Origin of the sequence: Prochlorococcus marinus str. MIT 9302 (assembly GCF_000759975.1) — a bacterium.
In the GTDB taxonomy this organism is placed as follows: Bacteria; Cyanobacteriota; Cyanobacteriia; order PCC-6307; family Cyanobiaceae; genus Prochlorococcus_A; species Prochlorococcus_A marinus_M.
In genome coordinates this window covers 1-18,103 of sequence record NZ_JNAM01000004.1, presented here as the reverse complement: position 1 = coordinate 18,103, position 18,103 = coordinate 1, and the positions used below count along the sequence as shown (strand labels likewise).

The window sequence follows — 18,103 nt, the reverse complement described above, 5'->3', positions numbered from 1 at the left end:
AATAAATCTAAAAATAATGAATATTTAGTAAACAATTTTATTTTCAAGATTTTTTTAAATATGATTAAAACCTTTGGTTGGTGCGCGCAAAAGGTTATGATAGTTGAATGTTTATTTTATTTAACATATATTAGATGCCCACCATTTCTCAATTAGTAGGATCAGAAAGAAAACGTCTGACAAAAAAAACAAAATCACCTGCACTTAAAGCTTGCCCTGAGAGAAGAGGGGTATGTACAAGGGTTTATACATCAACTCCTAAAAAACCTAATTCAGCTCTAAGAAAAGTTGCGAGGGTAAGATTGACCTCCGGTTTCGAAGTAACAGCTTATATCCCTGGCATTGGACATAATTTGCAAGAGCACTCTGTAGTCCTACTTAGAGGAGGAAGGGTTAAAGATTTACCGGGAGTTAGATATCATATAATAAGAGGAACTTTAGATACAGCTGGAGTCAAAGATAGACGTCAATCCAGATCTAAATACGGAGCAAAAGCTCCAAAAGATTAATTTGTAAACAGTACTTTTAAAAAACATGTCACGTCGTAACGCAGCAGTAAAAAGACCAGTTCTTCCAGATCCCCAGTTTAATAGTCGTTTAGCTTCAATGATGATTTCTAGATTGATGAAACATGGTAAGAAATCTACAGCACAAAGAATATTGTCTGATGCTTTTTCACTAATAAGTGAGAGAACTGGTGGGAATGCTGTTGAATTATTTGAAACAGCTGTAAAAAATGCTACTCCTCTTGTCGAGGTAAGAGCTAGAAGAGTTGGTGGTGCCACATATCAAGTTCCAATGGAAGTGCGCCAAGAGAGGGGTATAGCTATGGCATTAAGATGGCTTGTAACATTCTCTCGAGCAAGAAATGGCAAAAGTATGTCCCAAAAACTTGCTGGTGAGTTAATGGATGCGGCAAATGAAACTGGTAGTTCAGTCAAAAAAAGAGAAGATACTCATAAAATGGCTGAAGCAAATAAAGCATTTGCTCATTACAGATATTAATTTCGTCAAAAAGGTACTTAAGTAGTTTATTATTATAAAAGTTTACTTTTTAGTGTGAACTATACTTATCAAAAATTATTTTATTTGGAGCTTTAAAATTGGCACGCGACTTTCCCCTAGAACGAGTAAGAAACATAGGTATAGCCGCTCATATTGATGCAGGGAAGACAACAACAACCGAAAGAATATTGTTTTATTCAGGTGTAGTTCACAAGATAGGTGAGGTTCATGATGGCGCTGCCGTAACAGATTGGATGGCTCAAGAAAGAGAAAGAGGAATAACTATTACTGCTGCTGCAATATCTACAAGTTGGCAAGATCACAGGATAAATATTATTGACACTCCAGGACACGTTGATTTTACCATTGAAGTGGAAAGATCAATGCGAGTCTTGGATGGAGTTATTGCAGTATTTTGCGCTGTTGGTGGAGTTCAACCTCAATCTGAAACAGTTTGGCGTCAAGCGGATAGGTACTCAGTTCCAAGAATGGTTTTTGTTAACAAAATGGATAGAACTGGCGCAGATTTTTTAAAAGTGAATAATCAAATTAAAGATCGACTAAAGGCAAATGCACTTCCTATACAGTTGCCTATTGGATCTGAAGGTGATCTAACAGGCATTATTGATTTAGTTGCTAATAAAGCTTATCTCTACAAAAATGATTTAGGTACAGATATTGAAGAAGCACCGATCCCTTCTGCAATGGAGGCGGAAGCTGCAGAGTGGCGAAATAAGTTGATGGAGAGCGTAGCAGAAAATGATGAAGAGTTAATAGAAGTATTTCTTGAAACAGGAGAATTATCTGAAGAACAACTGAAAAAAGGTATTAGAGAAGGGGTTTTAAAACATGGATTGGTACCTGTATTGTGTGGTTCAGCTTTTAAGAATAAAGGAGTTCAACTTGTCTTAGATGCTGTTGTTGATTACTTGCCAGCTCCAGTTGATGTTAAACCAATACAAGGTGTTTTACCAAGTGGTAAAGAAGATTTTAGACCTTCAGATGATAATGCTCCTTTCAGTGCATTAGCTTTCAAAGTGATGTCAGATCCCTATGGGAAATTAACTTTTGTAAGAATGTATTCAGGTGTTCTTTCAAAGGGAAGTTATGTCATGAATTCCACTAAAGATGCTAAAGAGAGAATTTCTAGATTAGTTATTCTAAAGGCTGATGAAAGAGAGGAGGTTGATGAATTGAGGGCTGGTGATTTAGGAGCTGTATTAGGTCTAAAGAACACAACAACTGGTGATACTTTGTGTAATACAGAAGATCCTATAGTTTTGGAGACATTGTTTATCCCTGAACCAGTTATCTCAGTGGCCGTCGAGCCAAAAACCAAAGGGGATATGGAAAAATTATCAAAAGCTTTAACTGCTTTGTCTGAAGAGGATCCAACATTTAGGGTAAGTACAGATCCTGAGACAAATCAAACTGTAATTGCTGGTATGGGTGAGTTGCACCTAGAAATACTTGTTGACAGAATGTTAAGGGAATTTAAAGTTGAAGCTAATATTGGAGCTCCTCAAGTTTCGTATAGAGAGACCATTAGATCTAGCTCTAAAGGTGAAGGGAAATATGCAAGGCAAACTGGAGGAAAAGGTCAATATGGTCATGTAATAATTGAAATGGAACCTGCTGAAGTTGGTAAAGGTTTTGAATTTGTCAACAAAATTGTTGGTGGAACTGTACCAAAAGAGTACATTGGGCCTGCATCTAATGGAATGAAAGAAACCTGCGAATCTGGTGTTCTTGCCGGTTATCCACTCATTGATGTAAAAGTAACACTAGTCGATGGTTCATTCCACGATGTAGACTCATCTGAAATGGCTTTCAAAATTGCAGGTTCCATGGCTTTTAAAGATGGGGTTAAAAAATGTAATCCTGTCCTCTTAGAGCCTATGATGAAAGTTGAGGTCGAAAGTCCTGACGACTTTCTTGGCTCTGTAATTGGTGATCTCTCTTCTAGAAGAGGTCAAGTAGAAGGACAATCTGTTGATGATGGATTGTCTAAGGTACAGGCCAAAGTACCCTTAGCCGAAATGTTCGGTTATGCTACTCAACTCCGATCAATGACTCAAGGTCGGGGTATATTTTCAATGGAGTTCGCAAATTATGAGGAAGTTCCTCGTAATGTTGCTGAAGCTATCATTTCCAAGAATCAGGGCAACTCCTGATCTCTAAACTAAAACACTCTTAAACCCTCGATTCTTTAATTCAAAATGGCTCGCGAGAAGTTCGAAAGGAACAAACCACATGTCAACATAGGTACTATTGGCCATGTTGATCATGGAAAAACAACACTTACTGCTGCTATTACAAATGTATTAGCAAAAAAAGGTCAAGCTCAAGCTCAAGACTATGGAGACATTGATGGTGCTCCTGAGGAAAGAGAGCGGGGCATTACAATTAATACGGCTCACGTAGAATATGAAACTGAAGGCAGACATTATGCTCATGTCGATTGTCCTGGACATGCTGATTATGTGAAAAACATGATTACAGGTGCTGCCCAAATGGACGGAGCTATTCTAGTTTGCGCAGCGACAGATGGTCCTATGGCGCAAACAAAAGAGCATATTCTTCTAGCTAAACAAGTTGGAGTTCCTGCTCTTGTAGTTGCTCTAAACAAATGCGATATGGTCGATGATGAAGAAATTATTGAACTTGTTGAAATGGAAATCAGAGAACTATTAGATAGTTATGACTTCCCAGGAGATGATATTCCTATAGTCCAAGTTTCTGGTTTAAAAGCTCTTGAAGGTGATTCTACTTGGGAATCAAAAATTGAAGAATTAATGAAAGCAGTTGATGCTAGCATCCCTGAACCGGAAAGAGAAGTTGATAAACCATTTTTGATGGCAGTTGAAGATGTTTTCTCAATTACTGGTAGAGGAACTGTTGCTACTGGAAGAATTGAAAGAGGTAAAGTTAAGGTTGGAGAAGAAATTGAAATAGTTGGGATAAGAGATACAAGATTAACAACTGTTACTGGCGTTGAAATGTTCCGCAAACTTCTCGATGAAGGTATGGCTGGAGATAACGTTGGGTTACTGTTACGTGGTGTCCAGAAAGAAGATATTGAGAGAGGAATGGTACTTGTTAAGAAAGGTTCTATTACTCCTCACACTCAGTTTGAAGGAGAAGTGTATGTCCTCAAAAAAGAAGAGGGCGGCCGACATACTCCTTTCTTCGCAGGATATAGACCTCAGTTTTACATCAGAACAACTGATGTGACCGGTCAAATCACAGCATTTACCTCTGATGATGGTTCTAATGTTGAAATGGTTATGCCAGGTGACAGAATCAAGATGACTGGAGAATTAATTTGTCCAGTAGCTATTGAACAAAGAATGCGATTCGCAATCCGTGAAGGTGGACGTACTATTGGTGCTGGAGTTGTTTCTAAAATTCTTAAATAATAAATTTGAATTTTAAGAATTTAACCTCAATAACCTAATATAAGTTAATGGATTAGGGCCATTTTTAATCAATGGCCCATTACTAGAAGTTAATTTGAAATTATGACTGCATCAATTGCACAACAAAAAATAAGAATAAGACTAAAAGCGTTTGATAGAAGAATGCTAGATTTATCTTGCAACAAAATAATTCAAACTGCCGATAATACCTCTGCCTCAGCGATAGGTCCAATACCTTTGCCTACTAAAAGGAAAATATATTGTGTCTTGAGGTCACCCCATGTTGATAAAGATTCTAGAGAGCATTTTGAAACAAGAACTCACCGAAGAATAATCGATATTTACAGTCCTTCCGCTAAAACTATTGATGCCTTAATGAAGTTGGATCTTCCTAGTGGTGTAGACATAGAAGTTAAACTTTAAGAAATCCCGAAAACGACTTAAATTGATTATTATAGAAAAATTAATGAGGTTTAAATGGGAGAGCTTTCAGTAAGGGAATTACCTTTATTCCCTTTGCCGGAAGTTGTTCTTTTTCCTCAAGAAATTTTGCCTTTGCACATTTTTGAATCTAGATACAGAATCATGCTTCAATCTGTCTTGGAATCTGATTCCATGTTTGGAGTGATAAAGTGGGATCCAAATACAAAAAGTATGGCTAATGTCGGATGCTGTGCGCAAATATTACAACATCAAACTGCAGAGGATGGAAGAAGTAATATTGTCACTCTCGGACAACAAAGATTTCAAGTATTAGAAATAACTCGTTCAACCCCATATTGCACAGCGATGGTAAGTTGGATTAGTGATGATAATGTTGTTAACCTTCAAAAATTAGATTCTCTAAAAGATTTAGTTACAGATGCACTTAGTGATGTTATTAACCTAACAAGTAAATTGACAAATACCAAAAAAAAACTACCCGATAAACTACCTAACAATCCTATGGAGTTATCATTTTGGATAGGCGCTCATTTAGGCGGTCCTGTTGCGGAGGAGCAGCAAAGACTTCTAGAGGAAAAAAATACTTATACTCGTTTGCAAAGGGAATATGAAATGCTTGATCATACAAGAAAACAATTGGCAGCAAGAACAGCTTTGAAAGAGAGTTTTCCTGATATAAAAGAAAATTAAATGTTTGAATTAATATTTACTTTTTTTGCACTGGTTTTATTCCTTTTTGCTTTATCTATTGTCTGGAGAATTAATTCTAGAAAATATATTTCTTCTGGGACAGTTGCTTCTGCCTATGATGCTTGGACCCAAGATAAGCTACTTGAGAGATTGTGGGGAGAGCATATACATTTGGGCTTTTATCCCTCAGAGAGGAGGGATATTGACTTTAGAAAGGCTAAAGTACAGTTTGTGCATGAATTAGTCAAGTGGAGTGGTTTAGATAAATTGCCAAAAGGGTCCAGAATACTTGATGTAGGTTGTGGAATAGGAGGAAGTTCTAGGATTCTTGCTAAATATTATGGTTTTAATGTTACTGGAATTACAATTAGTTCTGCTCAAGTAAAAAGAGCAAGAGAACTTACTCCTCTTGGATGCAATTGCAACTTCCAAGTTATGGATGCATTGAATTTAAAATTTGAAGATGGATCATTTGATGCGGTCTGGAGTGTGGAGGCCGGCGCACACATGAATGATAAAGCTAAGTTTGCAGATGAAATGCTAAGAACTTTAAGACCTGGAGGGTATTTGGCATTAGCTGATTGGAATTCAAGAGATCTCAGGTCATATCCACCTTCTTTTTTTGAGAAGTTGGTTCTTAAACAATTACTTGAACAGTGGGTACATCCTAATTTTATAAGTATTAAAGAATTTACTAATATTCTTAGGACTAATAAAAACAGTGCTGGATTAATTGTTTCTGAAAATTGGAATTTTTATACAAATCCTTCATGGTACGACTCCATAATTGAAGGTATTCGAAGACCTTTTGCAATTTTGACTCTCGGTCCTTTAGCTATAGTTAAGTCAATAAGGGAGATCCCGACAATACTTTTAATGAATTGGGCATTTAGAAAAGGTTTGATGGAGTTTGGAGTTTATAAATGTAGAGGATAAATTAATCTAACTCAACATTCTCAGAAAAATAATTTCCAAAATCTATAAAGTTATTGCATAGAGGTTTTAGATTATTTTTTAATTCAAGAAGGTTTTCAATATTATTTTGATTTTTGATTTCTAAATCAATATATATTATGTATTCCCCTAACTCTCTTTTAGAAGGTCTAGACTCTATTTTACTCATATTAAAGCCAAAATCAGCAATATAATTTATAGCCTTAAGTAAAGCACCGGGTTTGTTGGAGATTAATGAAAAAGCAAAACTTGCAAGATTAGCTGAATTAGAATTTAATTCTTTGCTCAATAAGACAAATCTAGTGCAATTTCCTTGGACATCATTAATAGGAAAGGCTAATTCTTTAAGACCTTCAATTTGAATTAATGATTTTGAACCGATAGCTGCTCTAAATTTACTCCCCTTCACCATATTCACAGCTTCTGATGTTGAATTTGTTGGAAGAGGGATAGCATTTGGAAGATTTTCAGATAACCATTCTGAACATTGAGCTAATGCCTGAGGATGAGATAATACTTCTGAAATATTTGAAAGTTCTCCATCACTAATTAATGCATGTTTTATGGGCAAAACAATTGCTTTATTTATAAAAATATCAGGAAATTTCCAAAGAGCATCTAGAGTAGCTGTAACTCCGCCTTCTACAGAATTTTCAATAGGAACTACAGCAGCATCACAATTGTTGTAGGCTATTGATTTTATAACCGAATGTAGCCCGTTACATGGTACAAATATAGGTGTCTGAAAATTGGCAAGCTTTGATAATATATGAGCTGCTTTTTCTGCGTATGTCCCTTTAGGACCTAAATATGCAACTTGTTTGCGCATGATTAATAGTAAGAAAAAAAGAGATCAAGTAAGCATTGGAGGAATATAGAAAATGCTATTGTCTTTTGATGCAAAACAAAAACTAAAGCTTTCCGTAAGACGGAATAAAGAATATCTTTCTAAATATCTTTTGGAAGAAGAAAGAGTTGTTGGAGCAATGCTGGACTCCAAAAAATTAGTACCAGAAGGAGAAGGTAGGTATAAGTATACAGTAACAAGTTTTAAGGTTTTTCAATTAGATATCAATCCTGTTGTTTCAATTGCGGTAGAAAATAAAAATGGAATTTTAAAAATGAGTGCTCTTGAAAGTGAATTGGATGGTTTGGGTATCATAGATGACTTTAATCTTATTTTGAAAGCAAATTTGGAAGCAACTGATATTGGATTAGAAGGAGAGGCGCTTTTAGGGGTAACTGTAAGCCAACCTCCTTTACTAAAGTTGGTCCCAAAGAAAATTTTGGAATCTACTGGTCATTCAGTATTGAATGGAATTTTGTTGGGTATAAAGTCAAGAGTTCAAAAGCAATTAGTGAAAGATTTTTTAAGTTGGTGTGAATCAAATAAGATCTGATTTGCTTAAAAAACTTTTCCTATGAAGATTAGTGATTCCATTTTTTTTGATAATTGAAAAATGCTCTCTAGTACCATAACCTTTATTTTTAGAAATTAAATATCCTGAGTATTTTTTTTCTAACCTTTCCATTAGATTGTCGCGAGATACTTTTGCAACTATGCTTGCTGAAGCTATTGCTGTAAATTTCGAGTCTCCGGATATTATGTTTTTCTGAGTTCCTTGCCATGGCCTTAATAATAAAGGGCCATCAATTATTAGTTCAGATGGTTTTTCTTTTAATTTTTTTAAAGCTCTTATCATTGAAAGTTCTGTTGCAACTCTGATTCCAAGCTTATCTATTTCTCTTACGGAGGATTGCCCAATCCCATAATCTGAAGAAAGTAATAAAATTCTTGGCAAAAGTAATTTTCTTTTTTTGGGAGTTAATTTTTTACTATCCCTTACTCCAAATTGTCTCAAGATAAATTTATTTTTTTCAGTTAACACTACAACTGCAGAGAAAACTGGACCAAAAACTGCTCCCCTTCCAACTTCATCTATTCCAACTTCGGATAATTTATTCAATACTTGCTGAAGATCTTCTTCTTTTTTTTCTCGCATTATTTATTTCATTTGTAAGTTCAATTTCATCATTATTATCTTTAAATACAACTTCATTGTTCTCATTAGTTTTTTTTGTTGATTTATCTTTGGAATTTGAATTTGTTTCAATTTTAATGTCAATAATTTCTTCTTTTATTGTTGAGATTTTTTTAATTTGCTTTGCTTTTGTTTTTTTGTTATTTAAAGTTTTTTCTTGTTCCTTACTATTGTCTTTTAAACGAACAAAATTATTATTGGTAAGATATTCTTTTCCTAACTTTATTAGTGGATTAATACCTAATTGACTGAAAACTATTTTTTCTTCATTAGTAAGATCGACAGTTATTATATTTTTTTCTTTTGAATTTAATTTGTTCAAATCATCATTATCATTTTCTTTTTTATTAGAAAAATTCTCCTTACCTAGGTTCTGGTGGTTGAGTAATTCCTTGTCAATTATTTTTTCCTCCTTATCGGTTGATTGAGAAGTATCTATATCCGAAGCTTTTATACTGTTTGATTTATTAGATTTTTCTTCAAGATTTTTAATTTTTAGGTTAGGGTTTTCGTCATTTAATATATTTTCTACATGTCCTGTACCATTGCATGTAGAACATTTTTTACCGAATAATTCATATATATTTTGACCTTGCCTTTTTCTGGTTAACTCAACTAAACCTAATTCAGTAAGCTGAGCTATTTGAGGCCTAGCAGAATCATCTTTTATTGCTGAAGTGAAATGTTCAAGTAACTGGAATTGATCTCTTCTTGATTCCATATCAATAAAATCTACTATAATAACCCCACCAATGTTTCTTAATTTCATTTGTCGTGAGATTTCAACTGCTGCTTCACAATTAGTCCACAAAACGGTTTGTCTTGAGTTGGCGGATCTTGTAAATGATCCAGAGTTTACATCAATTACTGTTAAAGCTTCAGTTGGTTCAATAATTATATAACCCCCAGAAGGAAGATCTACTCTAGGCTGAAGAGCTGTTTCAATTGTTTTCTTAATTTTGTATTTCTCTAAAATATTCTTGTTTAAATTGTTATCGTGAAACTCAATATCTATATTAGATTCATAATTTATTAAAAAATCTTTTGCCCTTTCAACTGAAAATTTACTATCGATAATTATGCTTTTAGTTGATGATTTGATTTGATCTCTTAAGATCTTAAGAGAGAAATCATCATCTCTTTTTACTAAATTTGGTGGATTAGAAGCCTCAGAAACTTTTAATACAGTTTCCCATTGTTGAATTAAATTTTCTAAATCATCAATTAGCAGTTCTTCTTTTATCTTTTCAGCCTCTGTTCTAAATAGTAAACCTGTGCTAGGTGGTTTGATTAAAACCCCAAGAGCTTTTAAACGGCTTCGTTCTGTTTCTGTATTTATTTTTCTGGAAATATTTACTCCTTGGCCATATGGCTGTAATATCATGTATTTTCCAGGAATTGAAATACTCCCGCTTAGTCTAGGTCCTTTAGATCCTGTGGGTTCCTTTATTACCTGTACTAGAACTTTTTGTTTTGGTTCTAGTAATTCAGTTATTCCAAATGTACCTTTTTTGAGTCTTAATGGACCTAGATCTGAAACATGGATAAATCCATTTTTATCACTTTCACCAATATTTATGAAAGCGGCATCAATTCCAGGGAGAACATTTTCAACTGTTCCTAAAAAAATATCGCCAATTTGATATTGACCTTGTGCGACGATTAATTCATCAACTCGATCATCTGTGAGTAGTGCTGCAATACGAGCCTGCTCAGCGATGATAATTTGCTGAGACATATATTTGATTCTGAATGGTTTGGATTTTGAAAATCATCTAAAGTAAAGAATTAGATTTTTTTCTTTTAAGAAAGCAATTTTTTTTATAGCTAGTATTATGTACTTTTTAAAATTAATAAAGTTAATAGTGATTGAATTCTGCTATTTATAAAGCTTTAAACGATTTTCAAACTATATTGAAATTGAATTGATAGCTATGATTATCTCTTGAAGTTATCATAACTAAAATAATATTAACATCTAATCACCACTAAAGCACGTTGATCCATTATTCTAATATTGGTGAAATTTTTTATCTAAAGTGGTTCAAGTAAACGAAAACTATTTAAAACTCAAAGCAGGTTATTTATTCCCGGAAATTGCTAAAAGGGTGAAAATATATTCTCAATCAAATAAGAGTGCTGAAATTATTAAGCTTGGCATAGGAGATGTCACGGAACCATTACCTAGAGCATGCATAGAGGCTATGGGTAAAGCTTTAGATGATATGGGAAAAGCAGAAGGTTTTAGAGGTTATGGACCAGAACAAGGTTATTCTTGGCTTAGAGAAAAAATATCTGAACATGATTTTATTTCGAGAGGCTGTCAAATATTACCTGAAGAAATCTTTGTGTCAGATGGTTCTAAATGCGACAGTAGCAATATTTTAGATATTCTTGGCAAAGATAATTCAATTGCTGTAACAGATCCTGTTTACCCTGTTTATGTAGATAGTAACGTTATGACGGGCAGAACTGGAGATGCTCTTGAAAATGGTACTTATCAAGGATTGACATATCTTTCAATGAACGAGGGAAATAACTTTCTGCCTGAACTACCTGAAAAAAAAGTTGATATTTTATATCTTTGTTTTCCAAATAATCCAACTGGAGCAACGATTACTAAAGAAGAATTGAAAAAGTGGGTTGACTATGCTCTTCAAAACAAATCTTTAATACTTTTTGATGCAGCTTATGAAGCATTTATTCAAGATAATGATATTCCCCATTCAATATATGAGATTGATGGTGCAAAGGATTGTGCTATTGAATTTAGATCTTTTTCAAAGAATGCAGGATTCACTGGAGTTAGATGTGCTTTTACAGTAATTCCAAAAAATCTCAAAGGTTTGAGCTCAACAAATGAGGAAATAGACTTATGGCCTCTTTGGAATAGACGACAATCTACAAAGTTCAATGGAGTAAATTATGTGGTTCAGAGAGGAGCAGAGGCTGTTTATTCCCTTGAAGGGAAGAAAGAGGTGAGAGGTTTAATTGATTTTTATATGGAAAATGCAAAAATCATGAAAAATAAACTTCAGACTGCAGGATATAAAGTTTATGGTGGGGACAATGCTCCTTATATTTGGATTAAAGTCCCTGATCAAATGACATCTTGGGACTTTTTTGATTTCCTTCTCCAAAAAGTTAGTGTCGTGGGCACACCTGGGAGCGGATTTGGATTGTCAGGAGAGGGTTATTTTCGTTTGTCAGCATTTAACTCACGATCAAACGTCATTGATGCAATGGAAAGAATAATTAATATATAATTATTAGTAATATTTAGATTCTAAAAAATTAAATGCTATCTATAAAGTTAGAACAAAGTGTAAGTAATAATTCAGCAGTGATTGAAAAGAAACCTGCTGAAGTAAAAAATAAATCTCCAAAATATAAGGTTTTACTTCATAATGACCCAGTTAATTCTATGGAGTATGTCACTATTTCACTACGAGAAGTTGTTCCGCAATTAAGCGAACAAGATGCTATCGCCATAATGCTAGAGGCACACAATACGGGTGTAGGTTTGGTAATTGTGTGTGATTTGGAGCCAGCAGAATTCTATTCAGAATCTTTAAAATCAAAAGGAATTTCTAGTTCAATTGAGAAAGAGGATTAATAACGTTTGAATTTATTATTTAGAATGAGCTAATTTCCTTTCTGATAATGGACGGACTTTTAAGGAAGACTTACCATATTCTCTCTCAAGAATGTTGATAACTGTTTTACCAAATTCATCTTCTTGATTATCAAAAGCTTCTAAGCAAACCTGACCAAGTTTTTTTCCTAGTGAGCCTGGATTCCAAAGAAGTTTTCTCGCTGTCCAGGGCATCATGCTCATTGGATTATAATTAGGCTTCAAAATTTTATGATCTAAGGCGTACTTCTCAAGAAGAGTGTGAGGTTGCAAACCTATAAAGAATATAGCTGGATCAACTAAGCCTTTACCAAAAATATTTTCTAATTCTCGATGGTAAGCAATTGTTTGTCTTATGGTGTTTGGCGTTTCATCAAAAACATTAAATGAATAATTGACTGAAACATGGTTCTTGAAACCTGATTGGACTAGCATTCTGCAATTATTTAATACCGTTTCAAGGTCATATGCTAATCTCATTTTTCTAACAAGTTCTTGAGATCCTGAGGTGATACCTATTTCAAAATAGCTCATACCAGTATCAACCATAAGCTGAGCTAGCTCAGCATCAATATTATCTGCTCTAATGTATGCAGCCCAATTAATATCTTCCCAGCCTTGATCCTTAACAGCTTGCAAAAGTTTTTTTGCATCTTCAATATGTTTTTTGGATGGAATAAACTGTGCATCTGTGAACCAAAATCCCCTTACTCCAAGATCATATAATTGCTTCATTTCTTTGATTACTTCGTTAACAGGATTAACTCGAACCTTCTTTCCCTCCACAACTGTATAAACACAGAAACAGCAATTATGAGGACAACCTCTTTTTGTTTGCACCCCTACATAGTAATCTCCACCTTCTATATACCAATTGAATTCAGGCCATATTGATTTAATGTATTTATAGTTGCAGGCAGTTTTAACAGTGCCTGTAGGTTGTTCATGTATTAATTTATTCCGCGGTTTTTGTCCAGCAAAGTAACATCTTTCTTCCTCTATAGAATCTCCCCTAATAATTTTCTCAATGAGATTTTCTCCCTCTCCAACAGAAATAACAGTTCCTTTTGGAAGTAGATTTCCTAATTGTTCATAGAAGACACTAACAGCTCCACCTCCTAAAATTACTTTTACATCTTTGTTGTATTTTTGTGCTCTTTTTAGTCCCATCTTTAATAAAGAAGTATTTCTATATATTTCTCCATAATGAGATGCAATTAATTTTAATCCGCCCCAAGAACCTCTAATTTTTTTAAGGATATTTTTTGAGTAGAAAACCTCAAAAGAGTTTTGTAGGGGATTTCCACTTCTGCCATCAACAGGTGCATAAATTTGTATATCTCTCCATGAAAAAATGATTATATGAGGTCTAAATTGATCAATTTTTCTAGCTAAATATTTGGAAACTTTATTTGATGGAATTATTGCTAGATCAATAAATTGCTGCTCTATACTTGGAAAACATTTATGAATATGGTCTGCTAAATAAATAGGTCCTATTGGAAATATCGGATTACATGGCAGTCTTACAGTTAGGATTTTTCCATATTGCTTTCTGTGGTTATTTTTTTTATTTAATTTTTTGAACTTCAAATTAAAATTCATGTCATGAAATTTAATGAATCTTTTTCATTAAGAATCTAACTATTTTATTACTAATTTGGAAAAATTAAAAATTCCTGGAAAATACTAACGAAAATTTAATTAAATTCAAATATCAGAAATCATATAAATCCAGCATACTTTGAGAAGTTTTAATCCATCTATCCATCTAGATATATTTGGTGCTCCAGATTTTCTAGCATAATATCTAACTGGATAATTTAGTATTTTAATATTGTTGTTTGCAGCTTCAAATATTATTGTAAAGTCTCCAAATGGGTCAGACTTTGAATCCCAACTTCCATTTTGTTTCATGAGTTTAAAGAATTTTCGTGAAAAAACTTTTGTTCCACAAAGTGAATCTGATACAGGCTTATTTATGAGAATTGATAGAAATACTGCAAAGAGTCTATTTCCTATATAATTTGCCCATCTCATCGCATCTTTTTCCATTGGAAAAGTTGTGCGGGCGCAATTAATTAGAATATTTTTATTTTTGGTTGCCTCCATAATTGCTGCAATACTGTCATCAATATCTACAGTAAAATCACTGTCAATTATGGCAAGGGTCTCACCTGAAGAAAGATTAAATCCCTCTACAACTGCATTTTTCTTCCCTTTAGAAGTTTGTTTTAAAAGAGATATCTTGAAGAAATTGGAGAAATTTTCTTTTAACTCTTTCAAAATTTCATATGTATTATCATTGCTATTACCTTCAACAAATATAATTTCTAATTTATTGGGTATATTTTTGAATTTATTTAAAGCATTAATTAAAAGTTCTTTATTACCAGCTTCATTTCTTGCAGGAATTACAATTGATATTAAATGTTCGGAAATATTTTCACTATATTTATAAAAAACTATTTCGAGTTCGTAGGCAAGTTGTTTTATGATTGGTATTTTGCGAAAAATATTTTTTAGAGATTGTGGAATTACCTTAGTTGGTAAAGGAGTTAATTTTTTTGCTTTCCACCTAACTGATCTATAGTTATAAATTTCAGCAAGAGATTCAATATCGTATAAATTTATTCGTGCTTTGCTAGTAGTTTCTCTAAATATTCTTGAATCAAATCTTAGCCATCTTGTAATTGGCTCCCAAGTATTACCCCGGACTTTAATTGATATAAATTCGTTATTATCTTTGAATAATTGATGAAGTTTATTGTTAGTTAAATTCCAACTATTAACAGAATTCATTACTTTAAAAGTTTGTTAACGACAATATAGTATATATGGACTATTTACCTTCTTAATATTAATTTCAATTATTTTCAAGTATTTTTTCATATTCCTTTTTATAAGGATAAATATAGTTTTTAATTTTCTTTTGAAATGCCGATAATTGGAATTGAACCAATGACCTACTGTTTACGAGACAGTTGCTCTACCGCTGAGCTATATCGGCAAAATTAAAATATTAATCTTTTCATATAGACTTAAGTTTATAATTTTAAGAATTTATGTCAAAAATAGATCCTGAATTAAAAAAAAGATTATTAAAAGAAACCCAGACTCCTTTCAAGGGATTAAGGAGAATATTGTGGATAGCTTTTAGTGGATCTGCATTTTTGGGTCTTCTAATTATGCTTTCCAAAATTGCAAGTGGAAGTGATTTACAGCAAAATAATCTTCTTATACAATTGGGTGCTTGTATTCTGTTCCCTACTTTATTATTTTTTGATAGGAATAAAGATTAACAAGTTAAATACTTATTTATTTCGTTAATGTCCTCTTTTTAGTTACAAATTTGAATCCTTCGATTATGTCACCTTCATTCCAAGAAGAGAATTTATCGCAACCAACTCCACATTCAAATCCTGTATTTACTTCTTTTACATCATCTTTAGATCTTTTTAGTGAGTCTAAATCACCCTCAAAAATAACTTTATCTGATCTAATAACTCTTAGAGAACAATTCCGTTGTAATTTACCAGTTTGTACATAACAGCCTGCGATAGCTCCTTTGCCAACTGCAAAAGTTGCACGAACTTCTGCTTTACCTAATGATTCTTCGACAAGATCAGGTTCAAGTAGACCTTCCATAGCCAACTGAATGTCTTCTAGGAGTTTATAGATTACTTCATATTCTCTTATGTCAACATCATTGGCATCAGCTGCTCTCTTTGCTCCAGATGCTAATGAGGTGTTAAACCCAATGATTACTGAGCCTGATGCAGCGGCGAGATCTATATCTGTCTCAGTTATTTCTCCCGGAGCAGAAAGTAGAACTCTGACTTGAACTTCATTTTTGGGTAATTGTTCTAGTGATCCCAATATCGCTTCAACACTACCTTGAACATCAGCTTTGAGAATTAAGTTTAACTCTTTTAATTCACCATCATTTGCTTGAGTTGATAAGGATGATAAGCTAACTCTTCTAGAGGCCATTTGCTGAGCTAATTTTGTGGCTCTAGCATCTGTGGCTCTATCTCCGACAATAGCTCTAGCGGTTTTCTCATCGGAGTATACTTCAAATTCATCTCCTGCTGTTGGGACTTCACTGAAACCTAATGCTTCCACTGGGAATGATGGTCCTGCTTCTTTGATTCTATTACCATGTTCATCAACCATTGCTCTAATTTTTCCAAGGGCTGAACCTGCGGCCAAAACATCCCCAGATCTTAAGGTCCCATTTTGGACTAACAAAGTAGCTACTGGCCCTTTGGCTTTGTCTAGGTGGGCTTCAATAACGGTACCTTTAGCCGATCTGTCAGGGTTGGCTTGTAAATCTTCTACTTCTGAAACTAATAAAATCATTTCGAGCAATTTATCAATATTTTGTTTTTTTATTGCACTTACTGGAACCATTACTGTATCTCCTCCCCAATCTTCAGCAATTAAATTTTTTTCTGATAGTTCCTGTTTGACTCTGTCTGGAGATGCCCCTTCTTTATCAATTTTATTTATTGCAACAACAATTGGCACTTTTGCAGCTCTTGCATGACTAATAGCCTCAAGTGTTTGTGGTCTACACCCATCATCTGCTGCTACGACAAGTACTGCTACATCAGTTACTTTTGTACCCCTTGCTCTCATTGCTGTAAAGGCTTCATGACCAGGAGTATCAAGAAAAGTCAATTTTTTCTTTTTAGATTCATGTTTAAATTCAACTTGATAGGCGCCTATATGTTGAGTGATCCCACCTGCTTCTCCAGAAGCTACTCTTGATTCTCTGATGGAATCCAAAAGACTTGTTTTTCCATGATCTACATGGCCCATTACTGTAATAACAGGCGGTCTTTTTATTAGACTATCAAAATCATCCGATTCAATCATATCTACAGTTTTCTCTGCAGCCTCTTGGATATCATCTTGCAAAACAGGTACCCCAAATTCTTCTGCAACTGTTTCGATAGTTGCTAAATCAAGTGATTGAGTTACAGTTGCTGTTATTCCTTTGAAGAAAAGAGATTTGATTATTTCAGAACTTTCAAGACTTAATTTATCAGCTAATTCTTGAACTGTTAAATTATCTTCGGGAACTATGATCATTTCAGGTCTTACTTGTTTGGCCTCTTTGGCAGCCTTTAATTCCATTGCTCTTCTTTTCTGCCTTTGCCTTGTAGTCTCTTTTTTCTTTTTCTTGAATTGTTTTACAGATTTTTGAGATTTAGATTCTTCAGATTTTTCTTTCTTTGGACGAGCCAAACTAGCTGATAATATTGAAATTTTCTCGCCTGAATATCCACTTGTTTCAGATGTCAATGAATCATCATTATCTCCGATAATATGAACTTTCTGTCTTTGTTTCTGGGGATTCTTATTTCTTAATGCTTCTAGTTTTGCACTATCATCCCAATCTGTCCGTCCTGGTTTTTTTGAACTATTTGAAAATGCTCTATGAGGTGGTTTTTTAGAATTCGGAGCTGCATTTGGACGACTAGCAGGAGCTTTTGCCTTTTGTTTAGGCGACTCAATATTTTGTTTTTCGTTATTTTTTGTAACTTCTTTATCTTTTTCAGGTTTATTTTTTTGAAGTTGCAAAAGTTCATTAGGTGATACTGGTTTTCTAATCCCAGTAGACTTTTGACCATTAAATCTTGAACCAGGTCTATTTGGCATGCCTGGTCTATTGGACGCACCTGGTCTATTTGGATTGCCTTGTCTATTAAATGAACCAGGCCTGCCTTGATCTGTTGGTTTGTTTCTTAATCCAGGCCTATTTGGCATACCAGGTCTATTTGGAGCACCTGGTCTATTTGGATTGACTTGTCTATTAAATGAACCAGGCCTGCCTTGATCTGTTGGTTTGTTTCTTAATCCAGGCCTATTTGGCATGCCAGGTCTATTTGGAGCACCTGGTCTATTGG

17 protein-coding genes and 1 tRNA gene are annotated in these 18,103 nt (G+C 34.0%); 11 read left to right on the top strand and 7 right to left on the bottom strand.

The window, feature by feature from the left end; genetic code table 11:
- Positions 1-134 precede the first annotated feature (134 nt).
- From rpsL to EU96_RS07685, 7 genes are all read left to right on the top strand, one after another.
- Positions 135-509 (top strand): 30S ribosomal protein S12, encoded by a 375-nt coding sequence (gene rpsL, locus EU96_RS07655; RefSeq protein ID WP_002805703.1) that lies wholly within the window; start codon positions 135-137, stop codon positions 507-509.
- 25 nt (positions 510-534) lie between these two features.
- Positions 535-1,005, top strand: a complete 471-nt coding sequence (rpsG, locus tag EU96_RS07660; protein ID WP_025944188.1) for a 30S ribosomal protein S7 — start codon at positions 535-537, stop codon at positions 1,003-1,005.
- Between the two features lie 98 nt (positions 1,006-1,103).
- On the top strand, positions 1,104-3,179 hold the full coding sequence (fusA, locus tag EU96_RS07665) for an elongation factor G (RefSeq protein WP_032525909.1): 2,076 nt from the start codon (positions 1,104-1,106) through the stop codon (positions 3,177-3,179).
- Positions 3,180-3,224: 45 nt separating this feature from the next.
- A complete protein-coding gene (tuf, locus tag EU96_RS07670) occupies positions 3,225-4,424 on the top strand; it encodes an elongation factor Tu (protein ID WP_032525908.1) in 1,200 nt (399 codons plus the stop codon).
- Between the two features lie 102 nt (positions 4,425-4,526).
- Positions 4,527-4,847 carry a 30S ribosomal protein S10 gene (gene rpsJ / locus EU96_RS07675; protein WP_032525907.1) on the top strand — a complete coding sequence of 107 codons (321 nt, stop codon included), beginning with the start codon at positions 4,527-4,529 and terminating at the stop codon, positions 4,845-4,847.
- A 54-nt stretch (positions 4,848-4,901) separates the two neighbouring features.
- Positions 4,902-5,558 (top strand): LON peptidase substrate-binding domain-containing protein, encoded by a 657-nt coding sequence (locus EU96_RS07680; protein WP_032525906.1) that lies wholly within the window; start codon positions 4,902-4,904, stop codon positions 5,556-5,558.
- Positions 5,559-6,494, top strand: a complete 936-nt coding sequence (locus EU96_RS07685) for a methyltransferase domain-containing protein (protein ID WP_032525905.1) — start codon at positions 5,559-5,561, stop codon at positions 6,492-6,494. It abuts the gene before it with no gap.
- 1 nt (position 6,495) lies between these two features.
- Here EU96_RS07685 and pheA read toward each other — a convergent pair whose 3' ends face one another.
- On the bottom strand, positions 6,496-7,341 hold the full coding sequence (gene pheA, locus EU96_RS07690) for a prephenate dehydratase (RefSeq protein WP_032525904.1): 846 nt from the start codon (positions 7,339-7,341) through the stop codon (positions 6,496-6,498).
- A gap of 52 nt (positions 7,342-7,393) precedes the next feature.
- On the opposite strand from pheA, the gene EU96_RS07695 reads away from it, so the two are divergent.
- Positions 7,394-7,912 (top strand): DUF1997 domain-containing protein, encoded by a 519-nt coding sequence (locus tag EU96_RS07695; protein ID WP_032525903.1) that lies wholly within the window; start codon positions 7,394-7,396, stop codon positions 7,910-7,912.
- Here the strand turns inward: EU96_RS07695 and EU96_RS07700 are convergent.
- Together EU96_RS07700 and EU96_RS07705 are read right to left on the bottom strand one after the other, a co-directional pair.
- Entirely contained in the window at positions 7,898-8,515 is a 618-nt protein-coding gene (locus tag EU96_RS07700) for a ribonuclease HII (protein WP_032525902.1), read from the bottom strand. The two genes, EU96_RS07695 and EU96_RS07700, sit on opposite strands and share 15 nt — an antisense overlap.
- Positions 8,472-10,292, bottom strand: a complete 1,821-nt coding sequence (locus EU96_RS07705; protein WP_032525901.1) for an Rne/Rng family ribonuclease — start codon at positions 10,290-10,292, stop codon at positions 8,472-8,474. Before EU96_RS07705 ends, EU96_RS07700 begins: the two co-directional genes overlap by 44 nt.
- A gap of 301 nt (positions 10,293-10,593) precedes the next feature.
- On the opposite strand from EU96_RS07705, the gene EU96_RS07710 reads away from it, so the two are divergent.
- On the top strand, positions 10,594-11,820 hold the full coding sequence (locus EU96_RS07710; RefSeq protein WP_032525900.1) for an LL-diaminopimelate aminotransferase: 1,227 nt from the start codon (positions 10,594-10,596) through the stop codon (positions 11,818-11,820).
- Positions 11,821-11,852: 32 nt separating this feature from the next.
- The gene (gene clpS / locus EU96_RS07715; protein WP_032525899.1) at positions 11,853-12,170 is read left to right on the top strand and encodes an ATP-dependent Clp protease adapter ClpS; all 318 of its coding nucleotides are present in this window, start codon (positions 11,853-11,855) and stop codon (positions 12,168-12,170) included.
- 15 nt (positions 12,171-12,185) lie between these two features.
- Here the strand turns inward: clpS and EU96_RS07720 are convergent, their stop codons facing one another.
- From EU96_RS07720 to EU96_RS07730, 3 genes are all read right to left on the bottom strand, one after another.
- The gene (locus EU96_RS07720; protein ID WP_032525898.1) at positions 12,186-13,793 is read right to left on the bottom strand and encodes a photosystem II high light acclimation radical SAM protein; all 1,608 of its coding nucleotides are present in this window, start codon (positions 13,791-13,793) and stop codon (positions 12,186-12,188) included.
- 105 nt (positions 13,794-13,898) lie between these two features.
- Positions 13,899-14,990, bottom strand: a complete 1,092-nt coding sequence (locus EU96_RS07725; protein ID WP_032525897.1) for a glycosyltransferase family 2 protein — start codon at positions 14,988-14,990, stop codon at positions 13,899-13,901.
- Between the two features lie 136 nt (positions 14,991-15,126).
- A tRNA-Thr gene (locus EU96_RS07730) sits at positions 15,127-15,198 on the bottom strand.
- Between the two features lie 55 nt (positions 15,199-15,253).
- Here EU96_RS07730 and EU96_RS07735 point away from each other — a divergent pair.
- Entirely contained in the window at positions 15,254-15,490 is a 237-nt protein-coding gene (locus EU96_RS07735) for a DUF3493 domain-containing protein (protein WP_032525896.1), read from the top strand.
- Positions 15,491-15,506: 16 nt separating this feature from the next.
- Here the strand turns inward: EU96_RS07735 and infB are convergent.
- On the bottom strand, positions 15,507-18,103 hold a 2,597-nt coding region (gene infB, locus EU96_RS07740), incomplete at its 5' end, for a translation initiation factor IF-2 (RefSeq protein ID WP_032525895.1).